The following is a 25,547-nucleotide window of genomic DNA, read 5'->3' on the forward strand; positions in this document are numbered from 1 at the left end:
TCTCTGGCTTAAAAATATCCCGGGGGACGCCCATAGGGCGGGGGGCAGAGCCCCCTACAACACGCGACGACGACGCTTAAAAACGCCCCAAACGCCGCATGGTTTTCAACATCTGGCGCGATTGCTTACCCTGCTCGCGTGCTGCGCGGTTGCGGCGGGCATCTTCCTCGGGTGACACGGCAGGCTGACTGCCCGCGCCCTTTTTGCCCTTGCCGATTTTAGACGCCTGATTAAACCCAAGGTTCACACCCCGGTTGATCAGCTGACCCATAACGCGGCGCATAATCATATTCACAATCTGGTTCATGGTTCGACCTCGTTATTTCGCGCGAAAATTAACTCTTGCTCCTAATATAGCAGAGTTTTGGTTATTTTTCAGGTTCCCCACAGCTTTAATCTTCAAAAAGCTCGCTTTGGCCTTCCACGTCTTCGTCAACGTCGTCCTCTTCTCCCGCCATCAGTGGCAGCCCGCCAAAGGCTGGGCGGCTTTCCAACAAACCGGCAGAACGCAGTTCTTTCAGGCCGGGCAGATCGCGGGGGCTTTCCAGCCCGAAATGCGCCAAGAACCCTTGGGTCACGACAAAGGTAACGGGCCGCCCCGGTGTCATTTTGCGCCGGCCAAAGCGGATCCAATCAAGTTCAAGCAACTGATCCAAGGTGCCCCGCGACACGGAAACGCCGCGGATCTCTTCAATCTCGGCGCGGGTTGCGGGCTGGTGATAGGCGATGATGGCCAAGGTCTCGATCGCGGCGCGTGACAGTTTACGCACCTCAACCGTTTCTTTTTGCATCAGATAGCCCAAGTCGGCAGCGGTACGCATTGCATAGGCATCGCCGATCTTTGCCACTTGCACGCCCCGCCCTTCATAGCGTTTCCGCAGATGTACCATCGCCTCGGCCGCGTCACAGCCGTGGGGCATGCGCGATTCAATCTCGCGTAGCGTTACGGGTTCGGCAGTGGCAAAAAGAATGGCCTCAAGCATACGCTCTTGCTCTGCGACGGGTGGTGCCTCGAACAGGCTTTCTTCTTGATGTTCAACGGGTTCAGTCACCACGTCCCTCTCTTTTTCGCAATTCAATCGGGGCAAAGCTTTCGGATTGGCGGATCTCAAGATGGCCCTCTTTCACCAGCTCAAGCGACGCGGCAAAGGTCGATGCCGTGGCCGAACGGCGCATGACCGGATCATCGCCCCACCCTTCTGGCAAATAGCTGGTCAGATCGCCCCAGTCCCCCGCAAAGCCGATCAACCCCCGCATCCGTTCAAGCGCCTGTTCCATCGTGAAAACCTTGTCGCGGTCCATCACAAAGGGGCGAAATTCATCGCGGGTCCGTATCCGCGCATAGCCTTGCATCAAATCCAGCAACGTCGCGCTATAGGTGACGCGGCGCGTGCGCTTGACCTCGTGGGTTTGACCGCGGGCAAAGAAATCTCGGCCCAGTTGATCGCGCGCCATCAGCCGTGCAGCCGCATCGCGCATCGCCTGCAAACGTTCCAACTGAAACGCCAGATGGGCGGCTAGTTCCTCGCCTGTGGGGCCTTCCTCGGTCGGGTCGGGCGGCAACAGCAAACGGGACTTCAGAAATGCCAGCCATGCGGCCATCACCAGATAATCAGCGGCCAATTCCAACCGCAGCGCCTTGGCCTTTTCCACAAACAGCAGATATTGCCGCGCCAGTTGCAGGACCGAGATTTTGCGCAGATCGACTTTTTGGGTGCGGCTTAGGGTCAGCAAAAGGTCCAATGGCCCCTCGAACCCGTCCACATCAATAATCAACGCTTCGGCGGCCAGCCTTTCGGCGACCGTTGTCTGGTCTTCCTCAAAAAGGTTTTCAGCCATGCAATTCCTCGCCCAAAAGCGCGTCAAGCTTCGCAGTCAGGGCGGAAATGTCAATCTCGTCAGGGGCTACGCGCATCGAAAGCGCGCGTTCAGCCCGGGTTTGCGCGGCATCGGTCATTTCCCCCGCCGCATCTGCCACCAAACTGCGGTCTTCAAGGGATGCGTTGCAGTACAAAATCACATCACAACCCGCCTCCAAAGCATCGCGGCTGATCTGATCAACGCCGCCCTGAAGCGCCTTCATCGAGATGTCATCGGTCATAATCAGGTTATCAAACCCGATCTCGTCGCGGATCAGCTGCATCATCACCGGCGACAGCGTGGCAGGGCGCGGATCAATCGCGTCATAGACCAGATGCGCCGTCATCCCCATCGGCAGGTCATTCAGCGCCTTGAAGGGCGCAAAATCACAGGTGGCCAAGTCCGCATGTGCGGCCCCGACCAAGGGCAGATCGAAATGGCTGTCCATGGTCGCGCGCCCATGCCCCGGCATGTGTTTGACCACCGGCAACACGCCCCCCGCCAGCATCCCGTCAGCGGCAGCACGGCCCAACGCGGCCACCTGTGCCGCGTCGGTGCCATAGCACCGGTTACGTAAGAATTCATGAGTTTGCGAGCCCGCAACATCCACCATCGGGGCGCAATTGCTGTCGATGCCCACGTCATGCAACTCCTGTGCGATCAGGCGATACCGGATGTACATCGCTTGCGCCGCATTGGCACCAGCGGCCTGCACAAAATCAAGCGGCGGCGTCCAGTCGCGCCAGATAGGGCCACGCAGACGTTGTACACGCCCACCTTCCTGATCGACGGTGATCACCGCGTCATGGCCCGCCGCCTCGCGCATTTCATCGCACAAGGCGCGAACCTGATCAGGCGTATCGATATTGCGGGCGAACAGGATAAAACCAAAGGGTTTTACGGCGCGAAACAGCGCCTTTTCCTGCGCTGTCAGGCGCAGCCCGGTCGCATCCAGTATCGTCGCGCCAAACCGCATTAGCGGGTCACGACAGGGATACAATCAGCGTTTTCCGCCACAAGGGCCGAACAAAAGCGGCGTGCGTCGGCAATGTCTATGAACCCATGCGCGCGCAGGCGGTAGAACGTGCGCCCGCCACTGCTGGCTTCTTGAACGATGCGGGATTTACCCTCAAGATACGCGCCGAAACGCCCGTTCAATTTGTCCCATTGGCTGCGCGCAATCTCGGGCGTGTCAAAGGCACCAAGCTGTACCAAACGCGTCCCCGTGGGCAGGCTGTCGGCTGAAAGCTCTTTAACCTCTGTCGCGGATGCACTGGTATCAAACGCGGCTTGGGTCACCACCGCGCGCACGGCGGGGCGCGTTTTGGGACGCAGCGATGCCTTTACCCCCGGCTCTGCCACCATGGCGACCGCAATTGCGTTGGAAACAGCCATATCCAGCGATGCGGGGTCAATAGAAGCGCTGGCCTTGATCGGCGCGACCTCGCCCGTATCCATCGGCTCCATCCCGTCGGTCAGTTGGGCGACCAGATCATCGACATTGCCGCTGTTCAGGGCCGCATTCACGTCAGCCGCCGAAGCAACCGGCGCAGTCGCCTGTGGCACAGGTGCAACCATTGATGCCAACACCGGCTGGTCTTCAGCCTCCAGATCAAGGGGTCTGGGGGCCAGAATAACACGCTCTGCCACCTGATCTGCTGTCCCTTCAGAGGCAACAGCATTGACCGATAGCCCCTGATTTTGCGCCAATTGACCACCGGGATTTTCGGGGCGCACCCGCATGTCACCTTGGGCCGCACGCACAATCGGAATACCGCTTACATCGCGCACAAGCAGTTTATAGCCCCAAACGCCGATACCAATAACAAGCACCGCAGACAAAGCCGCGCCCGCAATATTGGTTATGCTTGCCAATGGGTTAGACCGCTGAGGGCCCACATCATACATATCAGAATCTGCATAGTATTCCCCACCTTGGTGGGAAGACGTGTAATCTGCCATCTCTGCCTCACTGCCCGCCACTCGTTAATCGGCGCGGGTCTGTAGTTTGAATTTGCCTGTCCGGCAGGCGTGCGTTTAACGCATCTCTTCTGCCGGGGTCACCCCAAGAATACCAAGACCTGACGCAATTACAATCGCTGCGGACTTTGCCAGCGCGATTTTTGCCTGAGACACAGCCGCATCATCCTGCAAAAAGCGCAGCGATGGCACGTCATTGCCGCGGTTCCACAACCCGTGGAAATCGCCAGCCAATTCGTACAGATAGAACGCGATCCGGTGCGGTTCATTGCTGCGCGCCGCCGTTTCAACAAGACGCGGCCATTCTGCCAGCTTGCCTGCCAGTTTCAGCTCTGCCTCGTGGTCCAACAGCGACAAATCAGCAGCTTGCAAGGTGACCATATCCGTCGCCACGCCTGCCTCAGTTGCTTTGCGCAGAACCGAATTCACCCGCGCATGGGCGTATTGAACATAGAACACGGGGTTTTCGCGGGATTGCTCAAGCACCTTGGCAAAGTCGAAATCCAGCATCGCGTCGTTCTTGCGCGTCAGCATCACAAAGCGGGTCACATCAGGGCCGACCTGATCGACCACATCGCGCAGGGTAACAAACGTCCCTGCCCGCTTGGACATCTTGAATTCTTTGCCGTCTTTGAACAGCTTAACCAGTTGGGTCAGCTTGATATCCAGCGGCACCGTGCCACCGGACAGCGCGGAAACTGCCGCTTTCATCCGCTTGACGTAACCGCCATGGTCGGCCCCGAACACGTCAATCAACATGTCAAAACCGCGCTGCACCTTGTCATAGTGATACGCGATGTCGGGGGCAAAATAGGTCCAGCCGCCATCGGATTTCATCACCGGCCGGTCCACGTCGTCCCCATGCGCGGTGGATTTGAACAGGGTTTGCTCGCGCGGCTCCCAATCCTCGGGCAGCTTGCCCTTTGGCGGCTCAAGCACACCTTCGTAAATCAGGCCCTTGGATTTCAGATCCTCGATCGCCGCTTCGATCAGACCGGTGCCGTACAGCGACTTTTCGGAAAAGAACACGTCCATCTTGACGCCCAAAGACGCCAGATCGGCCCGGATCAGGTCCATCATCGCCTCGGTTGCAAAGCTGCGCACGTCTTCCAGCCAGACGTCTTCGTCCTTGCCGATATATGCGTCGCCAACCTTGGCTTTCAGCGCCTCACCGACCGCAATCAGATAGTCGCCGGGATAGGTGCCATCGGGAAAGGCAACCTCTTGGCCATGGGCCTCAAGATACCGCAGATACACGGACCGCGCGAGCACATCGACCTGCGCGCCACCGTCGTTAATGTAGTATTCGCGCGTGACGTCAAAGCCTGCGAAATCCAGCAGGGACGCCAACGCATCGCCAAAAACCGCACCACGGGTGTGGCCCACGTGCAGCGGCCCGGTTGGGTTGGCCGATACATATTCGACGTTCACCCGCTTGCCCTGCCCCAGATCACCGCGACCGAAATCGGTGCCCTCGGCCAGAACCGCGCCCACAACGCCCTGCCAGACAGACGGCGCAAGCCGTAGGTTCAAGAACCCCGGCCCCGCAACTTCGACGGATGTAATCCGCGGGTCTTCGGCCAGTTTTTCGGCCAGTTTCTCGGCAATATCGCGGGGTTTCATGCCTGCCGGTTTGGCCAGTACCATCGCGGCATTGGTGGCCATATCGCCATGGGCCGCATCGCGTGGTGGTTCCACTGCAATGGCGTCAAAGCTTAGGCCAGCGGGCAGAAACCCATCGGCAACAAGCGTATCAAGCGTGGACAGCACATGGGTGCGGATATCGGCAAATAGGTTCATTGGGGCATTCCTTCGGCTTGGCCCTGTGTATCGCCTGAAAAACCGCCAAACATCAAGAGCGCTTAGCCCTTGATCAGCCGTTCATGTTCCTGAAGCGCAAAGCGGTCGGTCATCCCCGAGATATAATCGCTGACGATCCGCGCCAGCGCCGTTTCGTCTTGCGCGTCCTCAACATCCTTGCGCCATTGTTTCGGCAATTCTTCGGGATGGGCGCAGAAATGTGGAAACAGATCATTGACGACTTCGGTCACCTGCTTGCGCATGATCACAACCGACGGCGCGCGGTACATACGGTCAAACAAAAACGCGCGGATCACCTTGAGGTCTTGAAACACAGGGTCCGAAAACTGGATCAAGGTGCGGCCCGCCATGCGAATATCGGTGGCGGATTGCGGCTGCATCTCCTCCAAACGGGCCCGTGCAACGGTAATCACGTCCTCGACCAACACGCCAAAGAACCGGCGCAGCGCCTCGTGACGGCGGCGGTAATAGTTCAGACCGGGGTACAAACGGTCCACTTCGGCAAAGTTGCGTTCAAGAATGGGCAGCTTGGCCAGCTCGTCGGTCGAAAACAGCTCGGCGCGCAGCCCGTCATGCAAATCGTGGTGGTTATAGGCCACATCATCGGCAATCGCGGCCACCTGCGCCTCGGCACTCGCATAGGTGTCCAGTTCCAGATCATGCTGGCTGCCATATGCTTCAAGCGCCCAAGGCAGCGGGCCCGTCACCGGACCGTTATGCTTGGCAATGCCTTCCAAGGTCTCCCACGTCAGGTTCAGCCCGTCGAATTCCGCATAATGCCGCTCAAGATGGGTCACGATGCGGATCGCCTGCGCGTTATGATCAAACCCGCCAAAGGGCAGCATCAACGTCTGCAATGCGTCTTCGCCTGTGTGACCAAACGGCGGATGGCCCAAGTCATGGGCCAAGGCGACGGCTTCGGTCAGCTCGGCATTCAAGCCCAACGCCCCCGAAATCGTACGCGCCACTTGGGCGACCTCAATCGAATGGGTCAGCCGTGTCCGATAATAATCGCCCTCATGCTCAATAAACACCTGCGTCTTGTGCTTGAGCCTGCGAAACGCGCTGGCATGGATAATCCGGTCACGATCCCGCTGAAAGCAAGACCGAAAGGTACTCTCCTCCTCCGGCATCAACCGTCCCCGGGTCGCTGCCGGATCAGAGGCAAAAGAAGCGCGCATGATCAGTGGTCCTTGTGGCCTGTCCTGTGGCTTTCTATATTGTAAGCAACGACAGATGGAAACCGATCACACCGGAGCCCGAAAATGAACCTGCCACCCAAAGTTACCTCACGTGCTTTTGACCGCCTTGCCGAAATCGGTGCCGCGGCTGATGGCAAAGCCCTGCGCGTCGCAGTCGAAGGCGGCGGCTGCTCTGGCTTTCAGTACGAGATCATCCTGGATGCCCCCAAAGACGACGACATGGTCCTTGAAGGTTCGGGGCAAAAAGTCGTGGTCGACAGCATCTCCCTGCCCTTCTTGGCCAATGCGATAATCGATTTTTCCGAAGAACTGATCGGCGCGCGTTTCGTAATCGAAAACCCCAACGCGACCAGCGCCTGCGGCTGCGGCACGTCCTTCTCGATGTAGCACGCTGCCTTCGGTTTCATTTTGCCAAAAAAACTCCCGCCGGAGGCTGGCCTCATGCAAATGAGGTCATTTCCCCCGCCCCCGCGCGCGCAAAGCCTTGGAAAAACGCCTCAAACTTCTCGCTGGACTGCTCCGCCTGTGCGATCACCGATTGCTCGACCCCGCTGAGATCAGGCAAAAGGCTACGGCGCATGCGTGGCCAATCCGGCAATCGCTTTGGCCCCAACTCGAACAGGCTTTCTGACAAACCGCGTAACGCCCCTTGGCCGATCATTGCACCCTGAATGGTGACTTGTCCCGCGGGCACCGCATGATCAAAGGCGGGTCGGTCCGTCAAATGCGCCAACCAGCCGGTGACAAGATACCCATGATAAGCATCTAACGCCCCCGGTGCCCCGCCATTGATGGTGCAGGTGGCATGGGTTTGCGCCACCAAACGCTCCCAAATCGGGCTGGGCACCGTACCTGAAAAACGCAGCGCGACGCAGATTTCCGATAATAAATCAATATCTTGGTCCAGATAGGCCAGCAACCCCGCGTATTCGAGACTGATCAATGTCTCGGGTGCCAAGGCCGGATCACGGCGGCCATAATCGCTGAGATAAAAGATGATATGGGCCAGCTCGTAGGCCGCCTTTTTATTGGGCAAGGCAAAGGTTTGCGGCCGGGCGATAAAGCGTTGCAACCTATCGCCAAGCGCCTCCGCGTGGCATTTGGTCCGCACGCCGCGCCGCGACAATAGTCGCGCGGCCTCGCCGCGTTGCAAATCCGACAATTCCGCCTCGACCAACCCCTGCGCCGCCACCCAGTGGCACAGCGCCTCCCCCTGTGTTCCGCCCGCGCCCAGATCCTCAAGATCAAGACAAATCGACAGGTAAAACCGGTAATATTGCGGGAAAAATTCAAGCTGACGGCCGATCGTTTCATAAAACGCCGCATAAGGTTCAAGGGCACCGCTGGAAACATCTGCCGACATGCTTGCCAAAATACCCAGCCATTCAGCATTCTCTTTTAACCAAAACACATCCCCCCGTGCGCAGCGCTGGTCTGCGAACATTGCGCTTAGGGCGTCAAACCCGGCGGCGCTGGCTTTGGTGCGCGGCGTGAAAGAAAGAACATTTGACATCGACAGTCTCCGGTAACGTTCTGCGCCGCGTTCAGGGCGCAGAACAGGTTTTCACGTGGGCTCAGCAGCTTGTTGTAAACAACTCGACCAAGTGGCCAGAAGTCATTTCGGTACCAGCAGGGCCGCAGCTTGTGGTGAACAACTCCGTACCGCCGCCTGTCATCATTTGAACGGGTCCTGCGCTTGATCCGGTGGTGAACAATTCTGTGCCGCCGCCGGTCATCATCTGGACGGGCCCCGCGCTGGATCCGGTGGTAAACAGCTCTGTTCCCTGTCCGGCATGCATGGAGGCCATCCCTGTTGGGGCTGCGGCGGATTGTGTTTCATCGACATAGGCAAATGCGGTCATTTTTAGTCCTCTTTGAGGTTAAGGTTTCTTCGACTGCAACCGGAGGCAGCAATCGTTTACCAACTAATCGGCAAAGTAGTTACTCACGCGTTAATTCTTCCTAAGGGAGAAATTTACCACAATTATCCACATTATTTCGGGTGTTCAGGAATTCGAATTCTCGCTGAAACACGCAGAACTCCACAGCTTATCCACATATATTATCCACATACCGCCACTTCCATCTTAGGTTGAACGGCAACCGGTCATGCAGATTTTTACGCCCGAATCGCCCTAAACGGCCTTAGGTTTTGACGCGCGTTGCACTTGCCCCATTGCGCCGGATACGCGATAGCTGGACCCAATCACCGGCTTGGGGGCAATCATGAAAATCGCAACGTTCAACATCAACGGTATCAAAGCCCGCATCGACGCATTGCCGCAATGGCTAGACGAGGCCCAGCCGGACGTGGTGGTGTTGCAAGAGATCAAATCGATCGACGAAAACTTCCCTCGCGAACTTTTTGAAGACCGTGGATATAATGTCGAAACCCTTGGGCAAAAATCATTCAACGGGGTCGCGATCCTGTCGAAACTCCCCCTCGAAGACGTGACCCGCGGCCTGCCCGGTGACGACACAGACGAGCAAGCCCGCTATATCGAGGCGACGGTTATGGGCGACAAGCAGGCGGTCCGGATTTGCGGGTTGTACCTGCCCAACGGCAACCCGGTGGAGTTGGACAGCACAGGGGCCCCCGTCGCTGGCGGAAAATACGCGTATAAGCTGGCGTGGATGCAGCGGTTGCAAGACCGCGCCAAAGCCCTGCTGGCCGAAGAAACCCCGTTTTTGATGACCGGCGATTACAATATCATCCCCCAAGCCGAAGATGCCGCCAAGCCGGACGCCTGGCGCGAGGATGCCTTGTTTCGTCTGGAATCGCGTACCGCGTGGCGGCACCTCATCGCGCTTGGGCTGACGGATGCATTTCGCGCCCGCACCCAAGGGCCGGGGCATTACAGCTTTTGGGATTATCAGGCAGGGGCGTGGAACCGCAATAACGGCATCCGCATCGACCATTTCCTGCTGAGCCCCGCCGTCGCCGATTGTTTGCGAGAGTGCCAGATAGACAAGGATATACGCGCGCGGGAAAAGCCGTCGGACCACGTGCCGGTCTGGGTTGATCTGGATATCTAGCCGCTATTTTTAACCCGCTATTTTTGAAGCAAGCGGCGGGGGGCCAGCCCCCCGACCCCCGGGATATTTAAAAGCCAGAGAATGTAAGGATCAGGCCTGAAGTTCGGCATCCCAATAGAGAAAATCCATCCAGCTTTCATGCAGGTGGTTTGGCGGGAACTTGCGCCCCATGTTGCGCAATTCCTCTGCATCGGGTTGGCGGGGCGGTTTGCGCAGTTGAAAACCGGTTTGGTGCAGCGCTTTGGATCCTTTGCGCAGATTGCACGGGCTGCAGGCTGCCACCACGTTTTGCCAGCTTGTGATACCACCCGATGCGCGCGGCACCACGTGGTCAAAGGTCAGATCACCCCGCGCGCCGCAATATTGGCAGCAGAATTCGTCCCTCAGAAATAAATTAAAGCGCGTGAAGGCCACGCGCTTTTGAGGTTTTACATAATCTTTGAGGACGACCACCGAGGGGATGCGTATCTCCATCGAGGGGCTGTGCACGTATTCATCGTACTCGGCGACGATATCCACCCGGTCCAGCCATTTCGCCTTGATCGCGTCCTGCCAGGGCCACAGCGACAACGGATAGTAGGACAATGGCCTGTAATCCGCATTCAGCACCAAGGCTGGTTTGTGTTTCAACCCTGCCGGGCTGCGCGTAAATTCTGTTCTGAAATCGCCGTCCATGTAACTTAAACCCTTTGCCGTTCCGCGTCCGGTCCGGCGGGAACAGCCCCGCCGATGGTTAAAACTATATCTCGTGTTTTGCGCCTGACAAGTCGCAAATAAACACAAGATGTCGCAGAAACGGTATGATGGTTAAGTAACAGGCATATGAAGAATGGCCGTATAACGGATATAATGATCAAAATACCGTCGACACAGGAGCGCGAGGATATGAAGTTTGACTGGCATGCGGATGAGATCAGCCGCGCGACGCCGCTGGATGGCAATTATAAATCGACCCAGAATGTGAGGCGGTTTCTACGCAATCAGTGCGGCGACGCGTTCAAGTTCGACCGCCCGTTTATGGCGTGGATCCGGAGCGGTGTGCCGAAAACAATGGGCGACGTGGCCGATGAATGGACACGCCGCCAAGGGGGCGTTTAGAGCCCCAGTTTATCGCGCATGAAGGCCAGTGCCACGCTTAACCCGTCGGGGGCAATGCCGTGACCGGTGCCTTTCATGATATGGGCGAACACGTCCGTCCAACCGGCGTCTTGCAAGGCTTGGGCCGCTTCGGGCAGCGATTGCGGCGGCACCACGTCATCTGCATCGCCATGGATCAACAGAACCGGCGGGCGCACAACCGCATCGTCCTTGAGGCTATCCGGGCTGAGCAAACGACCCGAAAACGCCACAACGCCTGCCACAGCGTCTTCGCGGCGCGGGGCCACGTGCAGCGCCATCATCGTGCCTTGGCTAAAGCCAAAGAGCACCACCTGTTCGGGCAGCAAATCTTCGTCCACCATCAGCGCGTCGAGGAATGAATTGAGGTCTTGGACCGCCTGCATCATGCCGCGTTCGGATTCTTCCTCGGATGAATTATCGATCCACGGGATTGGAAACCACTGAAACCCCATCGGGGCACCGGCGCAGGCCTCTGGCGCGTCGGGGGCAATAAACAGCGTGTCGGGCAGATGTTCGCCCAAGGGATCAGCCAAGCCCAACAGGTCGGCACCATTGGCCCCATAGCCGTGCAAGAACACGACGGCAGACCGCGTTTCCCCCGATATCGGTTCGCGGCGTTCTGCATTTAAGACACGTGTCATGTGATCCCTTCCCTTTGTTTTACAACGCGGTAGTACGAAAACAGCGCGCGGGCTGCAACCGATCGCCATGGCGACCAATCCTCGGCCATCTGTGCAAGCTGTTTCGACTTTGGCCGCTCTGGCAGATCAAAAAGCGTTTTTGCGGCCTCTTGCAAGGCCAGATCGCCCTCGGCAAAGACATCGGCGCGGCCCAGCGAAAACATCGCATAGATTTGCGCCGTCCAAGTGCCAACACCGGGGATCGCGGTCAGGGTATTGATCACATCGTTATTGGGCGCATCACGCAGGGCGTCATAGTCGATCCCCGCCTGCGCCAGCGCCAAAGCATAACGGATTTTTTGACGGCTAAGGCCTGCCGCGCGCAAGCCGTCCTCGCCAGCTGCGATAATCGCCGCCTCGTGGGTCAGGCCCTGCGCATCCATCTTGGCGCGCATTGCGTTGGCGGAGGCGACGGACACCTGCTGGCTGATAATCGCCCCGATCAAGGCGTCGAACCCGTCGGCACGTAATCGCAGCGGCAACGGGCCGGTGGCCTGCAACGCGTTGGCAAAACGGGGCTGTGTGTCGGCCAGCCACGCCGCCCCCTCGGCGACATCCGCGTCGCAGGTGATGATCCGACCGACGCTCATATCGGTGCTCATAGGGTATCCAGCCAGTCCAGCGCGTCCTTGGCAGATGTCAGCACATGCGCGCCCGCTGGCGGGGCTGGTCTGTCGATCACAATGCTGCGCAGGCCCATTTCGCGTGCGGCATCCAGTTTGGGCCGGCTGGGGGCACCGCCCACGTTCCGGCAAATCAGCGTGTCGATGTCCAATTCCCGAAACAGTGCCATTTCCTGCGCGCTGGTAAAGGGTGGCCTTCCAAACACGGGTTCCACGAAATCAGGCAAGGCGCTGCGCATCTTGGGACCGTTTTGGCGCAGGAACAGCTTGGCCCCCTTGAACGGTGCGAATTCGGGCACAGATCCCCTGCCCGTCGCGGCAAAGACCCGTGCGCCCGGCAAAATCATATCAGCTGCGGCCCGGGCAGATGCGGCGCGCAAAACGGGAGGATCGATCGGCCAAACCGGCCGCAGCACCCGCGCATAGGCGAGGCCCATTTCCGCGGCGGCGGCCGCTGCAATATCAGACACATCGCTATCAAACCCATGGCCCGCATCGCAAATCGCAGTGATGCGCTGCTGTGCCAGAAAAAACTTCATATCCCCCACAGACGCGGGTGCCCAGATTTGCGAGGGCACGGCCAAGGGGCCAAAGCTGCGTTCGGGCGCACGCAGGATCGCCTGCATTCCTTGCCCATTCTGCGCGATTTGGGTTGCGATATCATGCGCCTCGGCGCTGCCCGCGATTAACAATATTTGAGAAGCCTGATCCATCCGCCAACCGTCGCCCAGCCAGCGCGCAGACACAAGGGGCTTGCCGATCCCAAAACCTGAGTTTACCCCGTTGGCATGACAATGATTGATGACACCCGCGCCAAGCGCAATGTGACCGTTCTGGTCATCGCGCAGGCTTTCCTTGGCAGCCAGATGCCGATGTATTTCGTAGTTGGTGGATTGGCGGGGCAGCAGCTTTCGCCCAATCTGTGCTTGGCCACTTTGCCGATCTCGATGATCGTGTTCGGGTCCATGACGACCGCGCCTTGGCTATCGGGCGTCATGCAACGGTTCGGGCGGCGCGCGGGTTTCGTGGTGGGGGCGTTTGGCGGGATGGCTGGTGCCGCACTTTGTGCCTATGCCCTGACCATTGAAAGCTTTCTGGTCTTTCTGCTGGGCAGTTACCTAACGGGTATCTACATGTCATCGCAGGGTTTTTTCCGCTTTGCGGCAACTGATACCGCCTCTGATGATTACCGGCCCAAGGCGATTTCCTATGTGATGGCGGGCGGGCTGCTATCGGCGGTGATCGGTCCGCAATTGGTGGGCATACTGACGGCCTCCAACCCTGACGCGACTGTCATCCGGTTTCTGCCGGTGTATGTTGCCGCGATTGCGCTGAATGCTGCGGGCATGGCGCTTTTCGCCTTTTTGCAAATCCCCAAGCCGCCTGTCCCCGCTGTCGACGCGCCCAAGGGCCGCTCGCGGATGGAGCTGCTCAAGACGCCCCGGATCGCCGTCGCTGTGGTTTGCGGCATGGTGTCTTATGCGCTGATGAATCTGGTCATGACATCCACACCGTTGGCGGTTGTGGGCTGTGGCTATGACATCGTGGATGCGTCGCATATCGTGACCGGCCACGTACTGGCGATGTATGCGCCGTCGTTCTTTACCGGGCATCTGATCGCACGTTTCGGGGTCGAGAAAATCCTTGGCCTTGGCATCGCAATTCTGGCGGTTGCGGGCATGGTCGCCTTGCAAGGGGTTGAACTGGGCAATTTCTACATCGCGTTGATCTTGCTGGGGATCGGCTGGAACTTTGGCTTTATCGGGGCCACCTCGATGTTGGCTGGCGCGCATGAACCACATGAACGCGGGCGCATGCAGGGGCTGAACGATCTGCTGGTGTTCGGCGGCGTCACCTTTGCATCGCTGGCCAGTGGCGGGCTGATGAACTGTTCAGGCGGCAGCCCGGTCGAAGGCTGGGCCGCCGTGAACATCGCGATGATCCCGTTTCTGGTGCTGGCCGGTGGTGCGTTGATCTGGCTGGTGTTGCGCCAGAAACCTGAACAGGCGTAACCTACCAACGCCCGCTGAGGGCGCGCCACGACAGCGCAAACCGATCCAGCGGCGGCAAGCTGCCAGACCCGACGCGCGACGGCGTATCAATCGCGGCCTTAAGCACCTCTGCGCTTGCCCCGATGCTAAACAGCGCGGGCCGCGCGGCCGCCGATACTTTGCCACGCGATTGGCGGGCTTTTTCCAGCCGCGTCAGTGCCTTGCGGGCCAATGCTGATACGCCTGCATCGGTGCCATCAAGTAAGGGGATACGCCCCTGTTCCACCAGTTGCGGGATCGCCTGTAACCATGCGGCCACGCCCGCGCCATAGCCTGCATCGCGCACGACAGCTTCATCCGCCGCGCCCAAGCTGGAGGCCGCAACCCACATCAAGCTACCCGCCGTCTGATCAATATATGCGTCAAAATGCGCCTCGTCCTCGAACGCATCGCGGTAGATATCCCACCTGCGCGCGCCAACCAGCGTATCAAGATGCTGCGCGTGATCGGGCGCGATGACGGCACCCAAGGGCGTCGCAACCTCGTGCCGGCGCACGGCACCGGATTGAGCAATTTCATCACACACATCGCGCCACCATTGCAGGCGCATTTCCGCGATCATCGCCTCTTGCGTCACCCATGGCGCGCGCGCCACTTCGATGTTGAACGCATAAAGCGGAAACAGAACCCGCCGCGCCGCAAGGGGTGCCGCCATGGCCGTGCGAAACCGCAACGGGTCCGCGCGTTCAACAATCGCAGCGCAGGCGGTCAGATCATCGTTAAATTCCATCCAAGAAATCCAGTATCGCCTGAGCTGTTTCTGGGGCGTCAACGATGGCCAAATGACCGTAGTCCGGCACTATCACATAGGTGCCATTGTCGTTCACCGGGGCCATCGTCCCCTCGTATTTATCTGCGAAAAACGCGCTGTCATCGGCACCGGCCGCCACCAAAAACTTTGGCAACGCCGCCACATCACCCAAATAATCGCCGCGCGGCGCAAAGCCCGCGTTCAAACGATAGCTATAGGCGGTAGTCGCAGTATCGCCCAAGGGGCCGTCCAACACCTGCTGGGGCATTGCGAATTGGATCACTGTTTTATCGTTCAACGCCGTGATGTGGAAGGCGTTCAGGATCGACAACCCGATCATCCGGCGCAGTTGCACGGTTTCCCACCCGCCAGAGTTTTGCTGCGTTGTCGGCGCGTTATGCTTGAGGAACGGGGCCAGCAGCACCGCACCATCCAACAGCGGCCCGTATTCGCTGCCCGCAAACCGCGTAACCAGCCCGCCGCCAGAGGAATGCCCGCCCATCACGATCTTTTGGCCCGGCATATGTTCGGCGGTGATCAGGTCGATCAAATCATCCTCAAGCTGCGCGATATAATCGATGTCCCCACGCCGCCCCGGTGCTGTTCCGTGACCACGCAGATCGGGGGCAAGAACCGTGGCCTTCTCGCTGAGCTTTTCGGCCATCTCCACGAATTGCAGCCCGTGCCAGCCAGACCCGTGTACAAGCACCAGCAGCGGCGCGCCCACTGGTCCGTCAAACCGCCGATATTTCAACCCATAGCCGTCGCGCATGGGGGTGCTTAGCAACGGTGGGATCACCGGCATGGCGGCGTCTTGCGACAGATATGCTTCGAAATCCAACACCTTACGCTCGGCCACAGGTTTGGGCGGATCGGTCAAAACCAGAACAACGGCGACACCCAGCGTGATCGCCACGCTCAGCACAACCGTCAGAGCAATCTTAAGCAGCATTTTCATTGCCCTTTATGCTTTGCTATCGCGGATAAGCTTCCAACGGATCGCATCCAACAGCGCCTCAAACGACGCATCCACTATGTTTGCCGAAACCCCGACAGTGGACCAACGCCGCCCCTGCCCGTCTTCACTGTCGATGATGACACGGGTCACCGCTTCGGTGCCGCCTTGGGTGATGCGCACCTTGAAATCGACCAGATGCATGTCTTCTAGCAGGGCAGAATATTGGCCCAAATCCTTGACCAGCGCCTTGGACAACGCGTTCACCGGGCCGCGATCGCAGCCCTCGGCATCCATGCTTTCGCTGACCGACAGGCGCTTTTCACCATCGACCTTCACGACCACCACGGCCTCGGACAGGCTCACCATTTGGTTATACTTGTTCTTGCGCCGCTCGACCGTCACGCGGTAGCGCTTGACCTCGAAAAGATCCGGCATCTGCCCCAAGGCCTGCCGCGCCAGCAGCTCAAAGCTCGCCTGCGCGGTGTCATAGCTATAGCCATCCGCCTCGCGCGCCTTGACCTGATCCAGGATCAACCCAAGCGCCGGATCGCCCTTGGCAACCGTCAGCCCTGCGCTTTCCAAACGGCGGCGCAGATTGGATTGCCCCGCCTGATTGGACATTGGAATGATCCGGGCATTGCCGACCAGCTCGGGCTGGATATGCTCATATGTGGTGGGGTCTTTCAAAATCGCAGATGCGTGCAGCCCCGCCTTGTGGGCAAAGGCCGACGACCCGACAAACGCCGCTTGCTTCATCGGCACACGGTTCAGTATTTCATCCAGACTGCGGCTGATCTGGGTCAGCCCCTCAAGCGCGGGCAGGCTGATGCCGGTGTCATAGGCGCTGGCATAGGGTTCTTTCAGCAGCAAAATCGGGATCAGTGTGGTGAGGTTCGCATTGCCACAGCGTTCACCAAGCCCGTTCAACGTGCCCTGAATTTGCCGCGCGCCTGCATCCACTGCGGCCAGCGAACAGGCCACCGCGTTTTCGGTGTCATTATGCGTATGGATGCCCAGATGCGTGCCGGGGATGCCCGCCGCGATCACCTCGGACGTGATGCGCGCCACCTCGGCTGGCAGGGTGCCGCCATTGGTGTCGCACAGCACGATCCAGCGCGCACCTGCGTCATAGGCCGCCTTGATCGCTGTCAGAGCATAGTCGGTGTTGGCGCGGTACCCGTCAAAGAAGTGTTCCGCATCAAACAGTGCCTCGCGGCCTTGGGCGACCAGATAGGCGATTGATTTGGATATGTTTTCGGTGTTTTCAGACAGCTCGATGCCAAGGGCGGCGGTCACATGAAAATCATGGGTTTTGCCCACAAGGCAAACGGTATCCGTGCCCGCATTCATTACGGCGGCCAGCACGTCGTCATTCTCGGCCGAGAAGCCCGCGCGTTTGGTCATACCGAACGCCGTCATCTTGGCGCGGGTGCGGGGCGCATCGTCGAAAAATGCAGAGTCGGTGGGGTTCGCCCCCGGCCATCCGCCTTCGATATAATCCACACCAAGCGTGTCTAGGGCGTTGGCGATGGTGATCTTCTCGGCGGTCGAGAATTGCACCCCTTGAGTTTGCTGCCCGTCGCGGAGGGTGGTGTCGTAGAGGTAGAGGCGTTCGCGGGTCATAAGAATGCCCTCGCGTTTGTCCCCATCTTAGGTCGTGCCTCTTGCACGACCTGTCCCCGGCCGCCCCCCCGGGCGGGGACAAGCCCCCCCCGCGGCCGGAAACAGGTCTGTGTTGTGAGGCACATCATTTGAGGGCCTCTAATTTGGCTGGGTCGAAACGTGGGGTCTTTTTTAACGTGACACTGATTTTACTCATTTGGACTTCCACACCAGCGTCAACAAGGCACTTCTTTAACCGATCAACATCGCCAAAATCTTTGGAAATCATCGCCTGATCCCTCGCCGCTATCAAACGTAGCTCAAGTTCACGAAAGGTTGGAAACTCTGTTTTCGCCATTGCATCATCAAAATGCGCTGAAGCCGCGAGATTTGTTTTCTCACTAATTCCCAAAAATTGTAAAGAAGCGTAGAAAACCCCCAAATGTTCCTCATCTTTTTTTGCAAGAGCGTACATCTCATGCAGCCGAGCAATCGCAAGTGGAGTATTTAGATCATCACTTAGGGCAGCTATTAATTGACTATCAACACTGTCATTTGGAAAACGCTTATTAACCATTCCGGCGCTCAGAAAAATGCCTGTCCATTTTTTTAAAGTCTTCTCCGCCTCTTCGCGCTTCTTCTCAGTCCAGTCCATCGGCTTGCGGTAATGCGTACTCAGCATCACGAACCGGATCACCTCGCCCGGAACGCCCTGATCCAGCAAATCACGCACGGTAAAGAAGTTGCCCAAGGACTTGGACATCTTCTTGCCCTCGACCTGCAACATCTCGTTATGCAGCCAATACCGTGCCATCTCGTCGGTGCCATTTGCGCAGCAGCTCTGCGCGATCTCGTCCTCGTGGTGCGGGAATTGCAAATCCAAGCCGCCACCATGAATATCGAACACATGGGGGTGCTTTTTTGCCTCATCCGACAGGCGATCCTCGGCCAACGGTTTTTTCCAAAGCAATTCATCCGCCATGGCCGAGCATTCGATATGCCACCCCGGACGGCCACGGCCCCACGGGCTGCCCCAACCCGGCGTTGCATCATCCGACGGTTTCCACAGCACGAAATCCATCGGATCTTCTTTGTAGGGGGCCACTTCGACCCGCGCGCCCGCGATCATATCATCGACCGAACGCCCCGACAGCGCCCCATATTTTTCGTAACTGCGCACACGGAACAGCACATGCCCCTCGGCAGGATAGGCATGGCCCTTGGCGATCAGCTCCTCGATCATCTTAACCATCTGCGGGATATAGGCCGTCGCGCGCGGCATCTCGTTCGGTGCAAGCGCGCCAACGTCCGCCATATCGTCCAGAAACCACTGCGTCGTCTCGGCGGTGATCTCTCCAATCGACCGGCCACTTTCAGCGGCACGCGCGTTGATCTTGTCATCCACATCCGTAAAATTGCGCACATAGGTCACGTGGTCCGGCCCGTACACATAGCGCAGCAACCGGTAGAGCACGTCAAACACGATCACAGGCCGCGCGTTGCCCAGATGCGCGCGGTCATAGACAGTGGGCCCGCAGACATACATCCGCACGTTTGCAGGATCGATGGGAACGAAGTCCTCGCGTTTGCGGGTTTTCGTGTTGTGCAGCTTGATCGTCGTCATATGGCGCGTCCTTACGCAAGTATGGCGCGGGCATGGCACATTTGGTTTGAAAAGAAAACGCTATGAACAGGCCCGCTGGAAAGTCTCAGCAGGAAATACAGCAAATAATTGGTGTGTTCATATTCATGGCACTTGCCTAGCGCGGGGCCGCCCCCAAGGTCAAGGCTGATTGACAATTTGCCCCGCCTCTGCGCCCCTGCGCCAGCACATCACAAAGGGAGACAAACCATGCAGATATCTAAACGGCTTACCGGCATTTTGGGCGGCGGTTCAGACGGTTGGGGTGTTTTCCTGCGGGCGCGTCAAATGATTGCCGACGGTACCCCGGTGACCGAGCTGACGATTGGCGAACATGATATCCGCACGGCGGCCCCGATCCTGCAAGACATGCACCGCGCCGCCCTTGCCGGGCACACCGGCTATGCCGCGATTTCGGGCACTACGACCCTGCGCGATACCGTCGCCCAGCGCGTGCAAAACCGCACAGGCGTGAAAACAACCCGCGACAACGTGGTGATTACCCCCGGTGGTCAGTCCGCGCTGTTTGCCGCCCACGCTGCGGCGACCAACCCCGGTGACACGGCTCTATTCATTGATCCCTATTATGCGACCTATCCCGGCACCATCCGCGGGGTCAGCGCCATTCCCAAGGCGATCCCAGCGCATGCTAGGGACGCCTTCCAACCCCAAGGCGACGAAATCGCTGCTGCCGCACCGGGGGCAAAATCGCTGCTCATCAATTCACCCAACAACCCCACGGGTGTGGTCTATACCCGCCCGACGCTCGACGCGATTGCACAGGTCTGTAAGGACAATGAACTGTGGCTGATCTCGGACGAGGTCTATGATACTCAAGTGTGGAACGGCACCCATCTGTCGCCCCGCGCGCTGCCGGATATGGCGGAGCGGACCCTTGTCATCGGATCAATGTCAAAAAGCCACGCAATGACCGGATCGCGCTGCGGCTGGATCCTCGGGCCAGAGGACGCGGTTGAACATCTGACCAACCTAGCGACCCACACGACTTACGGTGTCCCCGGCTATATCCAAGACGCTGCCGAATTCGCGTTGAACCAAGGCCCAGCATTCGAAACTGAAATTGCCGCCCCGTTCCAGCGTCGTCGGATGCTGGCGCAAGACATCATCGCCCAGCAAAACGCCGTAAGCTTGGTGCCTGCGGACGGCGCAATGTATCTGATGCTAGATATACGCAGCACCGGCATGTCTGGCGAAGACTTTGCCTATGCACTGCTGGACGCGCATCATATCGCCGTCATGCCCGGCGAAAGCTTTGGCACCGCAGCCGCCGGCCATATCAGGGTCGCCATGACCATCGAAGACACCGCATTCGCGCAGGCCCTAAAAACACTGTGCGCCTTCGCGGAAAGCCGCGCACAGTAACAACCATAGACGGCAACGAAAAAGGGACCGGAGAGTATACCCCGGTCCCTTTTCTCTGGCTTTTAAATATCCCCGCCGGAGGCGCCTTTTCCAGACGCCTCCGAACGGCACACCGCCAGTTTTATTTAGACGTTTCGCTTAGAAGCGGTAGGAACCGCGCACGGTGAAGGTTGTGGCGTCCAGATCGTTACCAGCTGTACCACCCAGATCGGTAAAGCGGTGCTCAAGAAGCTCGGCACCAACGGTGTACTGCTCGGACACTTTATAGCTCATGCCGATACCGTAGAACGCACCGTCTTCGTCGCCGCCGGATGTGTCAGCCAATGCATAACCACCGGTCGCATAGACCAATGTGTTGCCCAGGTCATACCCGCCTTTGATTTTGGCACGCGCAACGGAGTCGATTGTCGCCGCACCACCCAGATCGATGTCGGTTTTGTCATAGTCAAGTTCACCACCCAGAACGAACTTGCCAAAGTCATAGTCGTACCCGGCGTGGAAACCGTAGGAACCGTTGTCACCGTCCAGTGCGCCTTGGCCGTCTGCGTCAGCGTAACCCAGTTGCAGACCAGTATAGAAACCTGTCCAGTTGCCGCCCATATCAGCCACAACAACAGGCGCAGTCATCACCGGCTCAACGATTGGATCTTCCAAGCTGCCTGCAAAGGCGGAACCGCCCATCGCGAAAGTAGCTGCTGCGGCGAGCGTTGTGTATTTCATTGAACGTTTCATGATCATAACTCCTTGATCTCTCGTAATTACTCAGCGGGTCATCCCGCCTCGGTTACACAACGCTGCATCTAGGGATTGGGTTCACCTGATCCCAGTAACGGGTTGGTGATCGGTCATTTGTTGCTGATTTGCGCCACCGTATCGGCGGTGATTTGCCGCCCTCGCCCAGCAAACATTGGGTCGCAAACAGGATAGGCGTCGCAAACAAGACAGATGGCCCAAATTTATCTGCGCAGCATTGGAACCATTCGGAGGGAAGCTGCATGAAAACAGAGCATTGCATCATCGTCTGTATCATCCGCACCATCGGGGCTGAACGGGGCCGCGCCGCACGGGGCGCGCCAGCAAGGGGCTAGCAACCGCCACCCCTTTTCCCCTCACTTGCTGGAAACCCATATGACCATACAAACACCTCACCGCTCTGGTGGTCGCGCTGCACGCCGTGCGGCCCGCGCCGCCCCCCTTGCCGATCATCTGCGCCCCGTCCGCGCGGGCATGTCCGGCGGTACCTTTAATCCTCTGTCCCCCGCTGCAATAGAACGCATCCACCATGCCGCCTTGGACGCGCTGGAACAAATCGGCCTTGCAGACGCGCCCCCCTCTGGCGTTGCTTATATGACGGGTGCCGGGGCGATCTTGGGCGATGATGGCAGGCTCCGCTTTCCGCGGGCCTTGATCGAAGACACGATTGCCCGTGCCAATCGCTCTGTCACCTTACACGCCCGTGACCCCAAACATGATCTGGAGCTGTCTGGCACGCGGGTCCATTACGGTACCGCCGGGGCAGCCGTGCATCTGGTTGACGTTGACGGGCGCACCTACCGCGAATGCGGTGTGCAAGACCTGCATGATGCCGCTCGGATTGCCGACCAGCTCGACAATTTACATTTCGTGCAACGTCCCATGGTGTGCCGCGACATTCCTGACAACCTCGAGATGGATTTGAACTCGATCTACGCCTGCTGTGCGGGCACGACCAAACATGTGGGCGTTTCCTTTACCGAGCCTTCGTTCGTGCCACACGGGCTGGAGCTGCTGCACATGATTGCAGGCGGCGAAGACAAATGGCGCGAGCGGCCTTTCGTGTCCAATTCGAACTGCTTTGTCGTCCCCCCGATGAAATTCGCCACTGAAAGCTGTCTGGTGATGGAGGCGTTGATCGAAGGCGGCATGCCGATCTTGCTTCTGTCGGCGGGTCAAGCAGGAGCCACCGCCCCTGCCCCCATTGCCGGTGCCATCGTACAGGCCGTTGCCGAATGTCTGGCCGGTCTTGTCTATGTCAACGCCGTGAAACCGGGGCATCCTGCAATCTTTGGCACATGGCCCTTTGTCAGCGACCTGCGCACCGGCGCAATGTCCGGCGGGTCTGGCGAACAAGCGCTGCTTACTGCCGGATGCGCGCAGATGCACCGCTATTACGATCTGCCCGGTGGTGCCGCGGCTGGCATTGCAGATGCCAAGCTGCCCGACATGCAAGCCGGTTGGGAACAGGCGATGTCAAATGTGATGGCGGGCATGTCAGGCCTGAACATGGTTTACGAGGCTGCGGGCATGCATGCGTCGCTCTTGGGGTACTGCCTTGAATCGCTGATATTGGGCGACGATCTGATCGGTCAGGCCCTGCGCTGTGTCCGCGGGATCGAGGTGACCGAAGACAGCGTCAGCCTTGAGGTCATCCGCGCCACCTGTATCGGCGGGCCGGGGCATTACCTGGGGTCTGACCAGACCTTGAGCCTGATGCAGACCGAATATATCTACCCCACGCTGGCTGACCGCACATCCCCCAAGGAATGGGCCGAACTGGGCAGGCCCGACCTGCTGGCACGCGCCACCGCCCGCAAAGAGGAAATCCTAGCGCAACGTGCCACCGCGCGGTTTGATCCGCAGACAGACCGAATGATCCGCGAAAGGTTCAACATCCACCTGCCCGCCTAAGGTGCAACTCTCTCCGTGACTTCAACGGATGCTCTGCTAAGTCTGGGGAAGCGGGGGCTGCCATGTGGCCCCCGCGCCCGGACCTTTGGCGGAGACATCCATGATCAACTTCATCATCGCCCATATCGAAGTGGTCGGCGTCACCCTGCTGACGCTGATGGTGGCCTTTGTCTTGCTGCAACAACGCCGCAGCCCGCAATCCACTGCTGCATGGATCCTGTTCCTTGTCTTGCTGCCCTATGTGGCTGTGCCAGTATTTGTCGGATTGGGTTTCCGCAAACAGGGCAAACGCTATGCGCCGATCCGTTTCACGCGGCGTGAACACCACCAGACCCCGGTGCATGATCTTGATCACACCTTTCAGAATTTCGAAATGCCCCCCGCCCTTGAGGCGCAGCATTTCAAGCTGCTCGAAACCCCGCAGGCCGCGTTCGAGGCGGTCATTCAAACGATTGAAAGCGCGCAGCACAGCATCGATTGTCTGTTCTATATTGTCGCCGATGACGATACCGGGGCGCGCTTTGTCCACGCCCTGACCAACAAGGCCAAGGCTGGCGTAAAGGTGCGCCTGTTGATGGACCGCTTTGGCACCATGCGCGGGCCACACAAAGCACTTGATGCGCTTAAAAAGGCTGGCGGGGATGTGCTGTATTTCTCTCCGTTCCTGCAATTGCCCGGCACCGGCCACCTGAACCTGCGCAACCACCGCAAAATCATCATTGCCGATAATGCGCGCGTGTTTTCGGGCGGGATGAACATCGGCTGCCACTACATGACCGACGCACCCGCCGATGACCACTGGGTTGATCTGGCCATCACCATTGAAGGCATGAGCGTTCAGGCCTTTTGCGATGTTTACCGCTCCGATTGGGAGGTCGCGAGCGGCAAAGACGTCGAAGCGATCACCAAGGCCCCCGACACCGCGGGCAATTCAACGCTGCAGCTCATCCCCTCCGGCCCCGATATCGTCGAAGACCCGCTGCACGACGGGCTGATCCGCGCGCTGCATCTGGCCCATAAACGCATCTGGATCGCGACGCCTTATTTTGTGCCCACCGAACCATTGGCCAACGCGATCAGGATCGCCGCCCTGCGCGGCGTTGATGTGCGTATTATCGTGCCGCAGAAATCCAACCAGCATATCGCTGACTTTGCCCGTGGCGGATATCTGCGCGACGCCGAGGCCGCAGGGGCAAAGGTATATTACTTCACCCCCCGCATGATCCACGCCAAAGCGTCGGTCATTGATGATGTCGCCGTCGTGGGTACCGCCAATTTCGACGTGCGCAGTATGCTCTTGAACTTTGAGGCGATGATATTTCTATATGATGCCGGATCGGTCACGCAGGTTGCCGACTGGTTTATCGCCCGGCAAAAAGATTGCCACACCAACAGCCCCCACCCCCACCTGCCGCGCCGTCTGGCCGAAGGGGTCTTTCGCATCGGAGCGCCCATCTTGTGACCCAACCCACGCTTCGCATCGCCAGCTATAATATGCGCAAGGCCAAAGGCACGGACCGTCAGCGCGACCCTGAACGGATCATGCGTATTATCCGTGATCTGGACGCTGAAATTGTCGTGTTGCAAGAGGCCGACATGCGCATGGGGCAGCGCCCCTCGGCCCTGCCCATGGACATGCTGACAGTTGAAACCGGTCTGATCCCCGTGCCCGTGCCCAGCCCCGTCAGCATTGGCTGGCATGGCAACGCAGTTTTGCTGACGCCGCGCGCGGATATACAGGACGTACAGCACATCAATCTGCCCGGTGCCGAACCGCGCGGCGCAATGGTGGTCGATGCCGACATCGCGGGCGTCGAGCTGCGCATTATTGCCACCCATCTGGGATTGATGCGGTGGGCCCGTCGCGCACAACTGACCGCGCTGATCACGCATCTGGACGAACGCGACCGCCGCCCGACGCTGATCGCGGGCGATATGAACGAATGGTCGCAAACCGTGGGCCTTGGCCGTTTGGCGCATCACTTTACCATCCACGCGCCGGGCAAAAGCTTTCACGCGCGCATGCCTGTGGCCGCGCTAGACCGGATCGCGATAGATGATGACCTGACCGTGGTCGGCGGCGGCGTCATTGAAACGCACGATGCACAACGCGGATCTGATCACCTGCCGATCTGGCTGGATTTCACACGGTCAAACTAGCGCCATATCAAG

General features: G+C 58.8%; 26 protein-coding genes. 8 read left to right on the forward strand and 18 right to left on the reverse strand.

What is annotated here, in order from left to right:
- Positions 1-76: 76 nt before the first annotated feature.
- The 7 genes from AADJ11_RS15130 to AADJ11_RS15160 form a co-directional block, all read right to left on the reverse strand.
- Entirely contained in the window at positions 77-307 is a 231-nt protein-coding gene (locus AADJ11_RS15130; protein ID WP_341235347.1) for a hypothetical protein, read from the reverse strand.
- 85 nt (positions 308-392) lie between these two features.
- On the reverse strand, positions 393-1,052 hold the full coding sequence (scpB, locus tag AADJ11_RS15135; RefSeq protein WP_341235527.1) for an SMC-Scp complex subunit ScpB: 660 nt from the start codon (positions 1,050-1,052) through the stop codon (positions 393-395).
- The gene (locus tag AADJ11_RS15140) at positions 1,045-1,839 is read right to left on the reverse strand and encodes a ScpA family protein (protein ID WP_341235348.1); all 795 of its coding nucleotides are present in this window, start codon (positions 1,837-1,839) and stop codon (positions 1,045-1,047) included. The genes scpB and AADJ11_RS15140 overlap by 8 nt, the downstream gene beginning before the upstream one ends.
- Positions 1,832-2,836 (reverse strand): beta-N-acetylhexosaminidase, encoded by a 1,005-nt coding sequence (gene nagZ, locus AADJ11_RS15145; RefSeq protein WP_341235349.1) that lies wholly within the window; start codon positions 2,834-2,836, stop codon positions 1,832-1,834. The genes AADJ11_RS15140 and nagZ overlap by 8 nt, the downstream gene beginning before the upstream one ends.
- Positions 2,836-3,822, reverse strand: coding sequence for an SPOR domain-containing protein (locus tag AADJ11_RS15150; protein ID WP_341235350.1), 987 nt, complete (start codon positions 3,820-3,822; stop codon positions 2,836-2,838). Before AADJ11_RS15150 ends, nagZ begins: the two co-directional genes overlap by 1 nt.
- Before the next feature lie 75 nt (positions 3,823-3,897).
- Positions 3,898-5,640: an arginine--tRNA ligase gene (argS, locus tag AADJ11_RS15155; protein WP_341235351.1), complete on the reverse strand. Its 1,743-nt coding sequence runs from the start codon at positions 5,638-5,640 to the stop codon at positions 3,898-3,900.
- Between the two features lie 62 nt (positions 5,641-5,702).
- Positions 5,703-6,842 (reverse strand): deoxyguanosinetriphosphate triphosphohydrolase, encoded by a 1,140-nt coding sequence (locus tag AADJ11_RS15160; RefSeq protein ID WP_341235352.1) that lies wholly within the window; start codon positions 6,840-6,842, stop codon positions 5,703-5,705.
- 84 nt (positions 6,843-6,926) lie between these two features.
- Between AADJ11_RS15160 and AADJ11_RS15165 the strand changes: the two genes are divergently transcribed.
- Complete coding sequence (locus tag AADJ11_RS15165; protein ID WP_341235353.1) at positions 6,927-7,250, forward strand: iron-sulfur cluster assembly accessory protein; 324 nt, start codon at positions 6,927-6,929, stop codon at positions 7,248-7,250.
- Positions 7,251-7,302: 52 nt separating this feature from the next.
- Here the strand turns inward: AADJ11_RS15165 and AADJ11_RS15170 are convergent, their stop codons facing one another.
- Both AADJ11_RS15170 and AADJ11_RS15175 read right to left on the reverse strand, forming a co-directional pair.
- The gene (locus tag AADJ11_RS15170; protein ID WP_341235354.1) at positions 7,303-8,376 is read right to left on the reverse strand and encodes a hypothetical protein; all 1,074 of its coding nucleotides are present in this window, start codon (positions 8,374-8,376) and stop codon (positions 7,303-7,305) included.
- A gap of 61 nt (positions 8,377-8,437) precedes the next feature.
- Positions 8,438-8,725 (reverse strand): hypothetical protein, encoded by a 288-nt coding sequence (locus AADJ11_RS15175; protein ID WP_341235355.1) that lies wholly within the window; start codon positions 8,723-8,725, stop codon positions 8,438-8,440.
- A gap of 364 nt (positions 8,726-9,089) precedes the next feature.
- Here AADJ11_RS15175 and xth point away from each other — a divergent pair, with 364 nt between their 5' ends.
- Positions 9,090-9,899, forward strand: a complete 810-nt coding sequence (xth, locus tag AADJ11_RS15180) for an exodeoxyribonuclease III (RefSeq protein WP_341235356.1) — start codon at positions 9,090-9,092, stop codon at positions 9,897-9,899.
- 90 nt (positions 9,900-9,989) lie between these two features.
- Here xth and AADJ11_RS15185 read toward each other — a convergent pair whose 3' ends face one another.
- Entirely contained in the window at positions 9,990-10,574 is a 585-nt protein-coding gene (locus AADJ11_RS15185) for an HNH endonuclease (protein WP_093915216.1), read from the reverse strand.
- Positions 10,575-10,784: 210 nt separating this feature from the next.
- On the opposite strand from AADJ11_RS15185, the gene AADJ11_RS15190 reads away from it, so the two are divergent.
- On the forward strand, positions 10,785-10,997 hold the full coding sequence (locus tag AADJ11_RS15190; protein ID WP_341235357.1) for a DUF6434 domain-containing protein: 213 nt from the start codon (positions 10,785-10,787) through the stop codon (positions 10,995-10,997).
- Here AADJ11_RS15190 and AADJ11_RS15195 read toward each other — a convergent pair.
- Genes AADJ11_RS15195 through AADJ11_RS15205 form a run of 3 tightly spaced genes read right to left on the reverse strand, consistent with a single transcriptional unit; the run spans position 10,994 to position 13,067 of the window.
- Entirely contained in the window at positions 10,994-11,659 is a 666-nt protein-coding gene (locus tag AADJ11_RS15195; RefSeq protein WP_341235358.1) for an alpha/beta fold hydrolase, read from the reverse strand. The two genes, AADJ11_RS15190 and AADJ11_RS15195, sit on opposite strands and share 4 nt — an antisense overlap.
- Positions 11,656-12,288, reverse strand: a complete 633-nt coding sequence (locus tag AADJ11_RS15200) for a DNA-3-methyladenine glycosylase 2 family protein (protein ID WP_341235528.1) — start codon at positions 12,286-12,288, stop codon at positions 11,656-11,658. The genes AADJ11_RS15195 and AADJ11_RS15200 overlap by 4 nt, the downstream gene beginning before the upstream one ends.
- An 8-nt stretch (positions 12,289-12,296) precedes the next feature.
- Complete coding sequence (locus tag AADJ11_RS15205; RefSeq protein WP_341235359.1) at positions 12,297-13,067, reverse strand: precorrin-6A/cobalt-precorrin-6A reductase; 771 nt, start codon at positions 13,065-13,067, stop codon at positions 12,297-12,299.
- Positions 13,068-13,109: 42 nt separating this feature from the next.
- On the opposite strand from AADJ11_RS15205, the gene AADJ11_RS15210 reads away from it, so the two are divergent.
- Positions 13,110-14,333: an MFS transporter gene (locus AADJ11_RS15210; protein WP_341235360.1), complete on the forward strand. Its 1,224-nt coding sequence runs from the start codon at positions 13,110-13,112 to the stop codon at positions 14,331-14,333.
- Position 14,334: 1 nt separating this feature from the next.
- On the opposite strand, the gene AADJ11_RS15215 is transcribed toward AADJ11_RS15210, so the two are convergent.
- From AADJ11_RS15215 to cysS, 4 genes are all read right to left on the reverse strand, one after another.
- Entirely contained in the window at positions 14,335-15,102 is a 768-nt protein-coding gene (locus tag AADJ11_RS15215) for a squalene/phytoene synthase family protein (protein WP_341235361.1), read from the reverse strand.
- Positions 15,092-16,075, reverse strand: a complete 984-nt coding sequence (locus tag AADJ11_RS15220; RefSeq protein WP_341235362.1) for an alpha/beta fold hydrolase — start codon at positions 16,073-16,075, stop codon at positions 15,092-15,094. The genes AADJ11_RS15215 and AADJ11_RS15220 overlap by 11 nt, the downstream gene beginning before the upstream one ends.
- 12 nt (positions 16,076-16,087) lie before the next feature.
- On the reverse strand, positions 16,088-17,704 hold the full coding sequence (cimA, locus tag AADJ11_RS15225) for a citramalate synthase (protein WP_341235363.1): 1,617 nt from the start codon (positions 17,702-17,704) through the stop codon (positions 16,088-16,090).
- Positions 17,705-17,828: 124 nt separating this feature from the next.
- Positions 17,829-19,307, reverse strand: a complete 1,479-nt coding sequence (gene cysS, locus AADJ11_RS15230; protein ID WP_341235364.1) for a cysteine--tRNA ligase — start codon at positions 19,305-19,307, stop codon at positions 17,829-17,831.
- A 228-nt stretch (positions 19,308-19,535) separates the two neighbouring features.
- Between cysS and AADJ11_RS15235 the strand changes: the two genes are divergently transcribed.
- Complete coding sequence (locus tag AADJ11_RS15235) at positions 19,536-20,708, forward strand: pyridoxal phosphate-dependent aminotransferase (RefSeq protein ID WP_341235365.1); 1,173 nt, start codon at positions 19,536-19,538, stop codon at positions 20,706-20,708.
- 138 nt (positions 20,709-20,846) lie between these two features.
- Here AADJ11_RS15235 and AADJ11_RS15240 read toward each other — a convergent pair whose 3' ends face one another.
- The gene (locus tag AADJ11_RS15240) at positions 20,847-21,440 is read right to left on the reverse strand and encodes an outer membrane beta-barrel protein (protein WP_341235366.1); all 594 of its coding nucleotides are present in this window, start codon (positions 21,438-21,440) and stop codon (positions 20,847-20,849) included.
- A 396-nt stretch (positions 21,441-21,836) separates the two neighbouring features.
- Here AADJ11_RS15240 and AADJ11_RS15245 point away from each other — a divergent pair, with 396 nt between their 5' ends.
- The 3 genes from AADJ11_RS15245 (at position 21,837) to AADJ11_RS15255 (ending at position 25,535) form a co-directional block, all read left to right on the forward strand.
- Complete coding sequence (locus tag AADJ11_RS15245) at positions 21,837-23,375, forward strand: trimethylamine methyltransferase family protein (RefSeq protein ID WP_341235367.1); 1,539 nt, start codon at positions 21,837-21,839, stop codon at positions 23,373-23,375.
- Between the two features lie 100 nt (positions 23,376-23,475).
- Positions 23,476-24,837: a phospholipase D-like domain-containing protein gene (locus AADJ11_RS15250; protein WP_341235368.1), complete on the forward strand. Its 1,362-nt coding sequence runs from the start codon at positions 23,476-23,478 to the stop codon at positions 24,835-24,837.
- Positions 24,834-25,535, forward strand: coding sequence for an endonuclease/exonuclease/phosphatase family protein (locus AADJ11_RS15255; RefSeq protein WP_341235369.1), 702 nt, complete (start codon positions 24,834-24,836; stop codon positions 25,533-25,535). The genes AADJ11_RS15250 and AADJ11_RS15255 overlap by 4 nt, the downstream gene beginning before the upstream one ends.
- Positions 25,536-25,547 lie beyond the last annotated feature (12 nt).

The sequence above is a fragment of the uncultured Sulfitobacter sp. genome (assembly GCF_964021855.1).
Classification (GTDB): domain Bacteria; phylum Pseudomonadota; class Alphaproteobacteria; order Rhodobacterales; family Rhodobacteraceae; genus Sulfitobacter.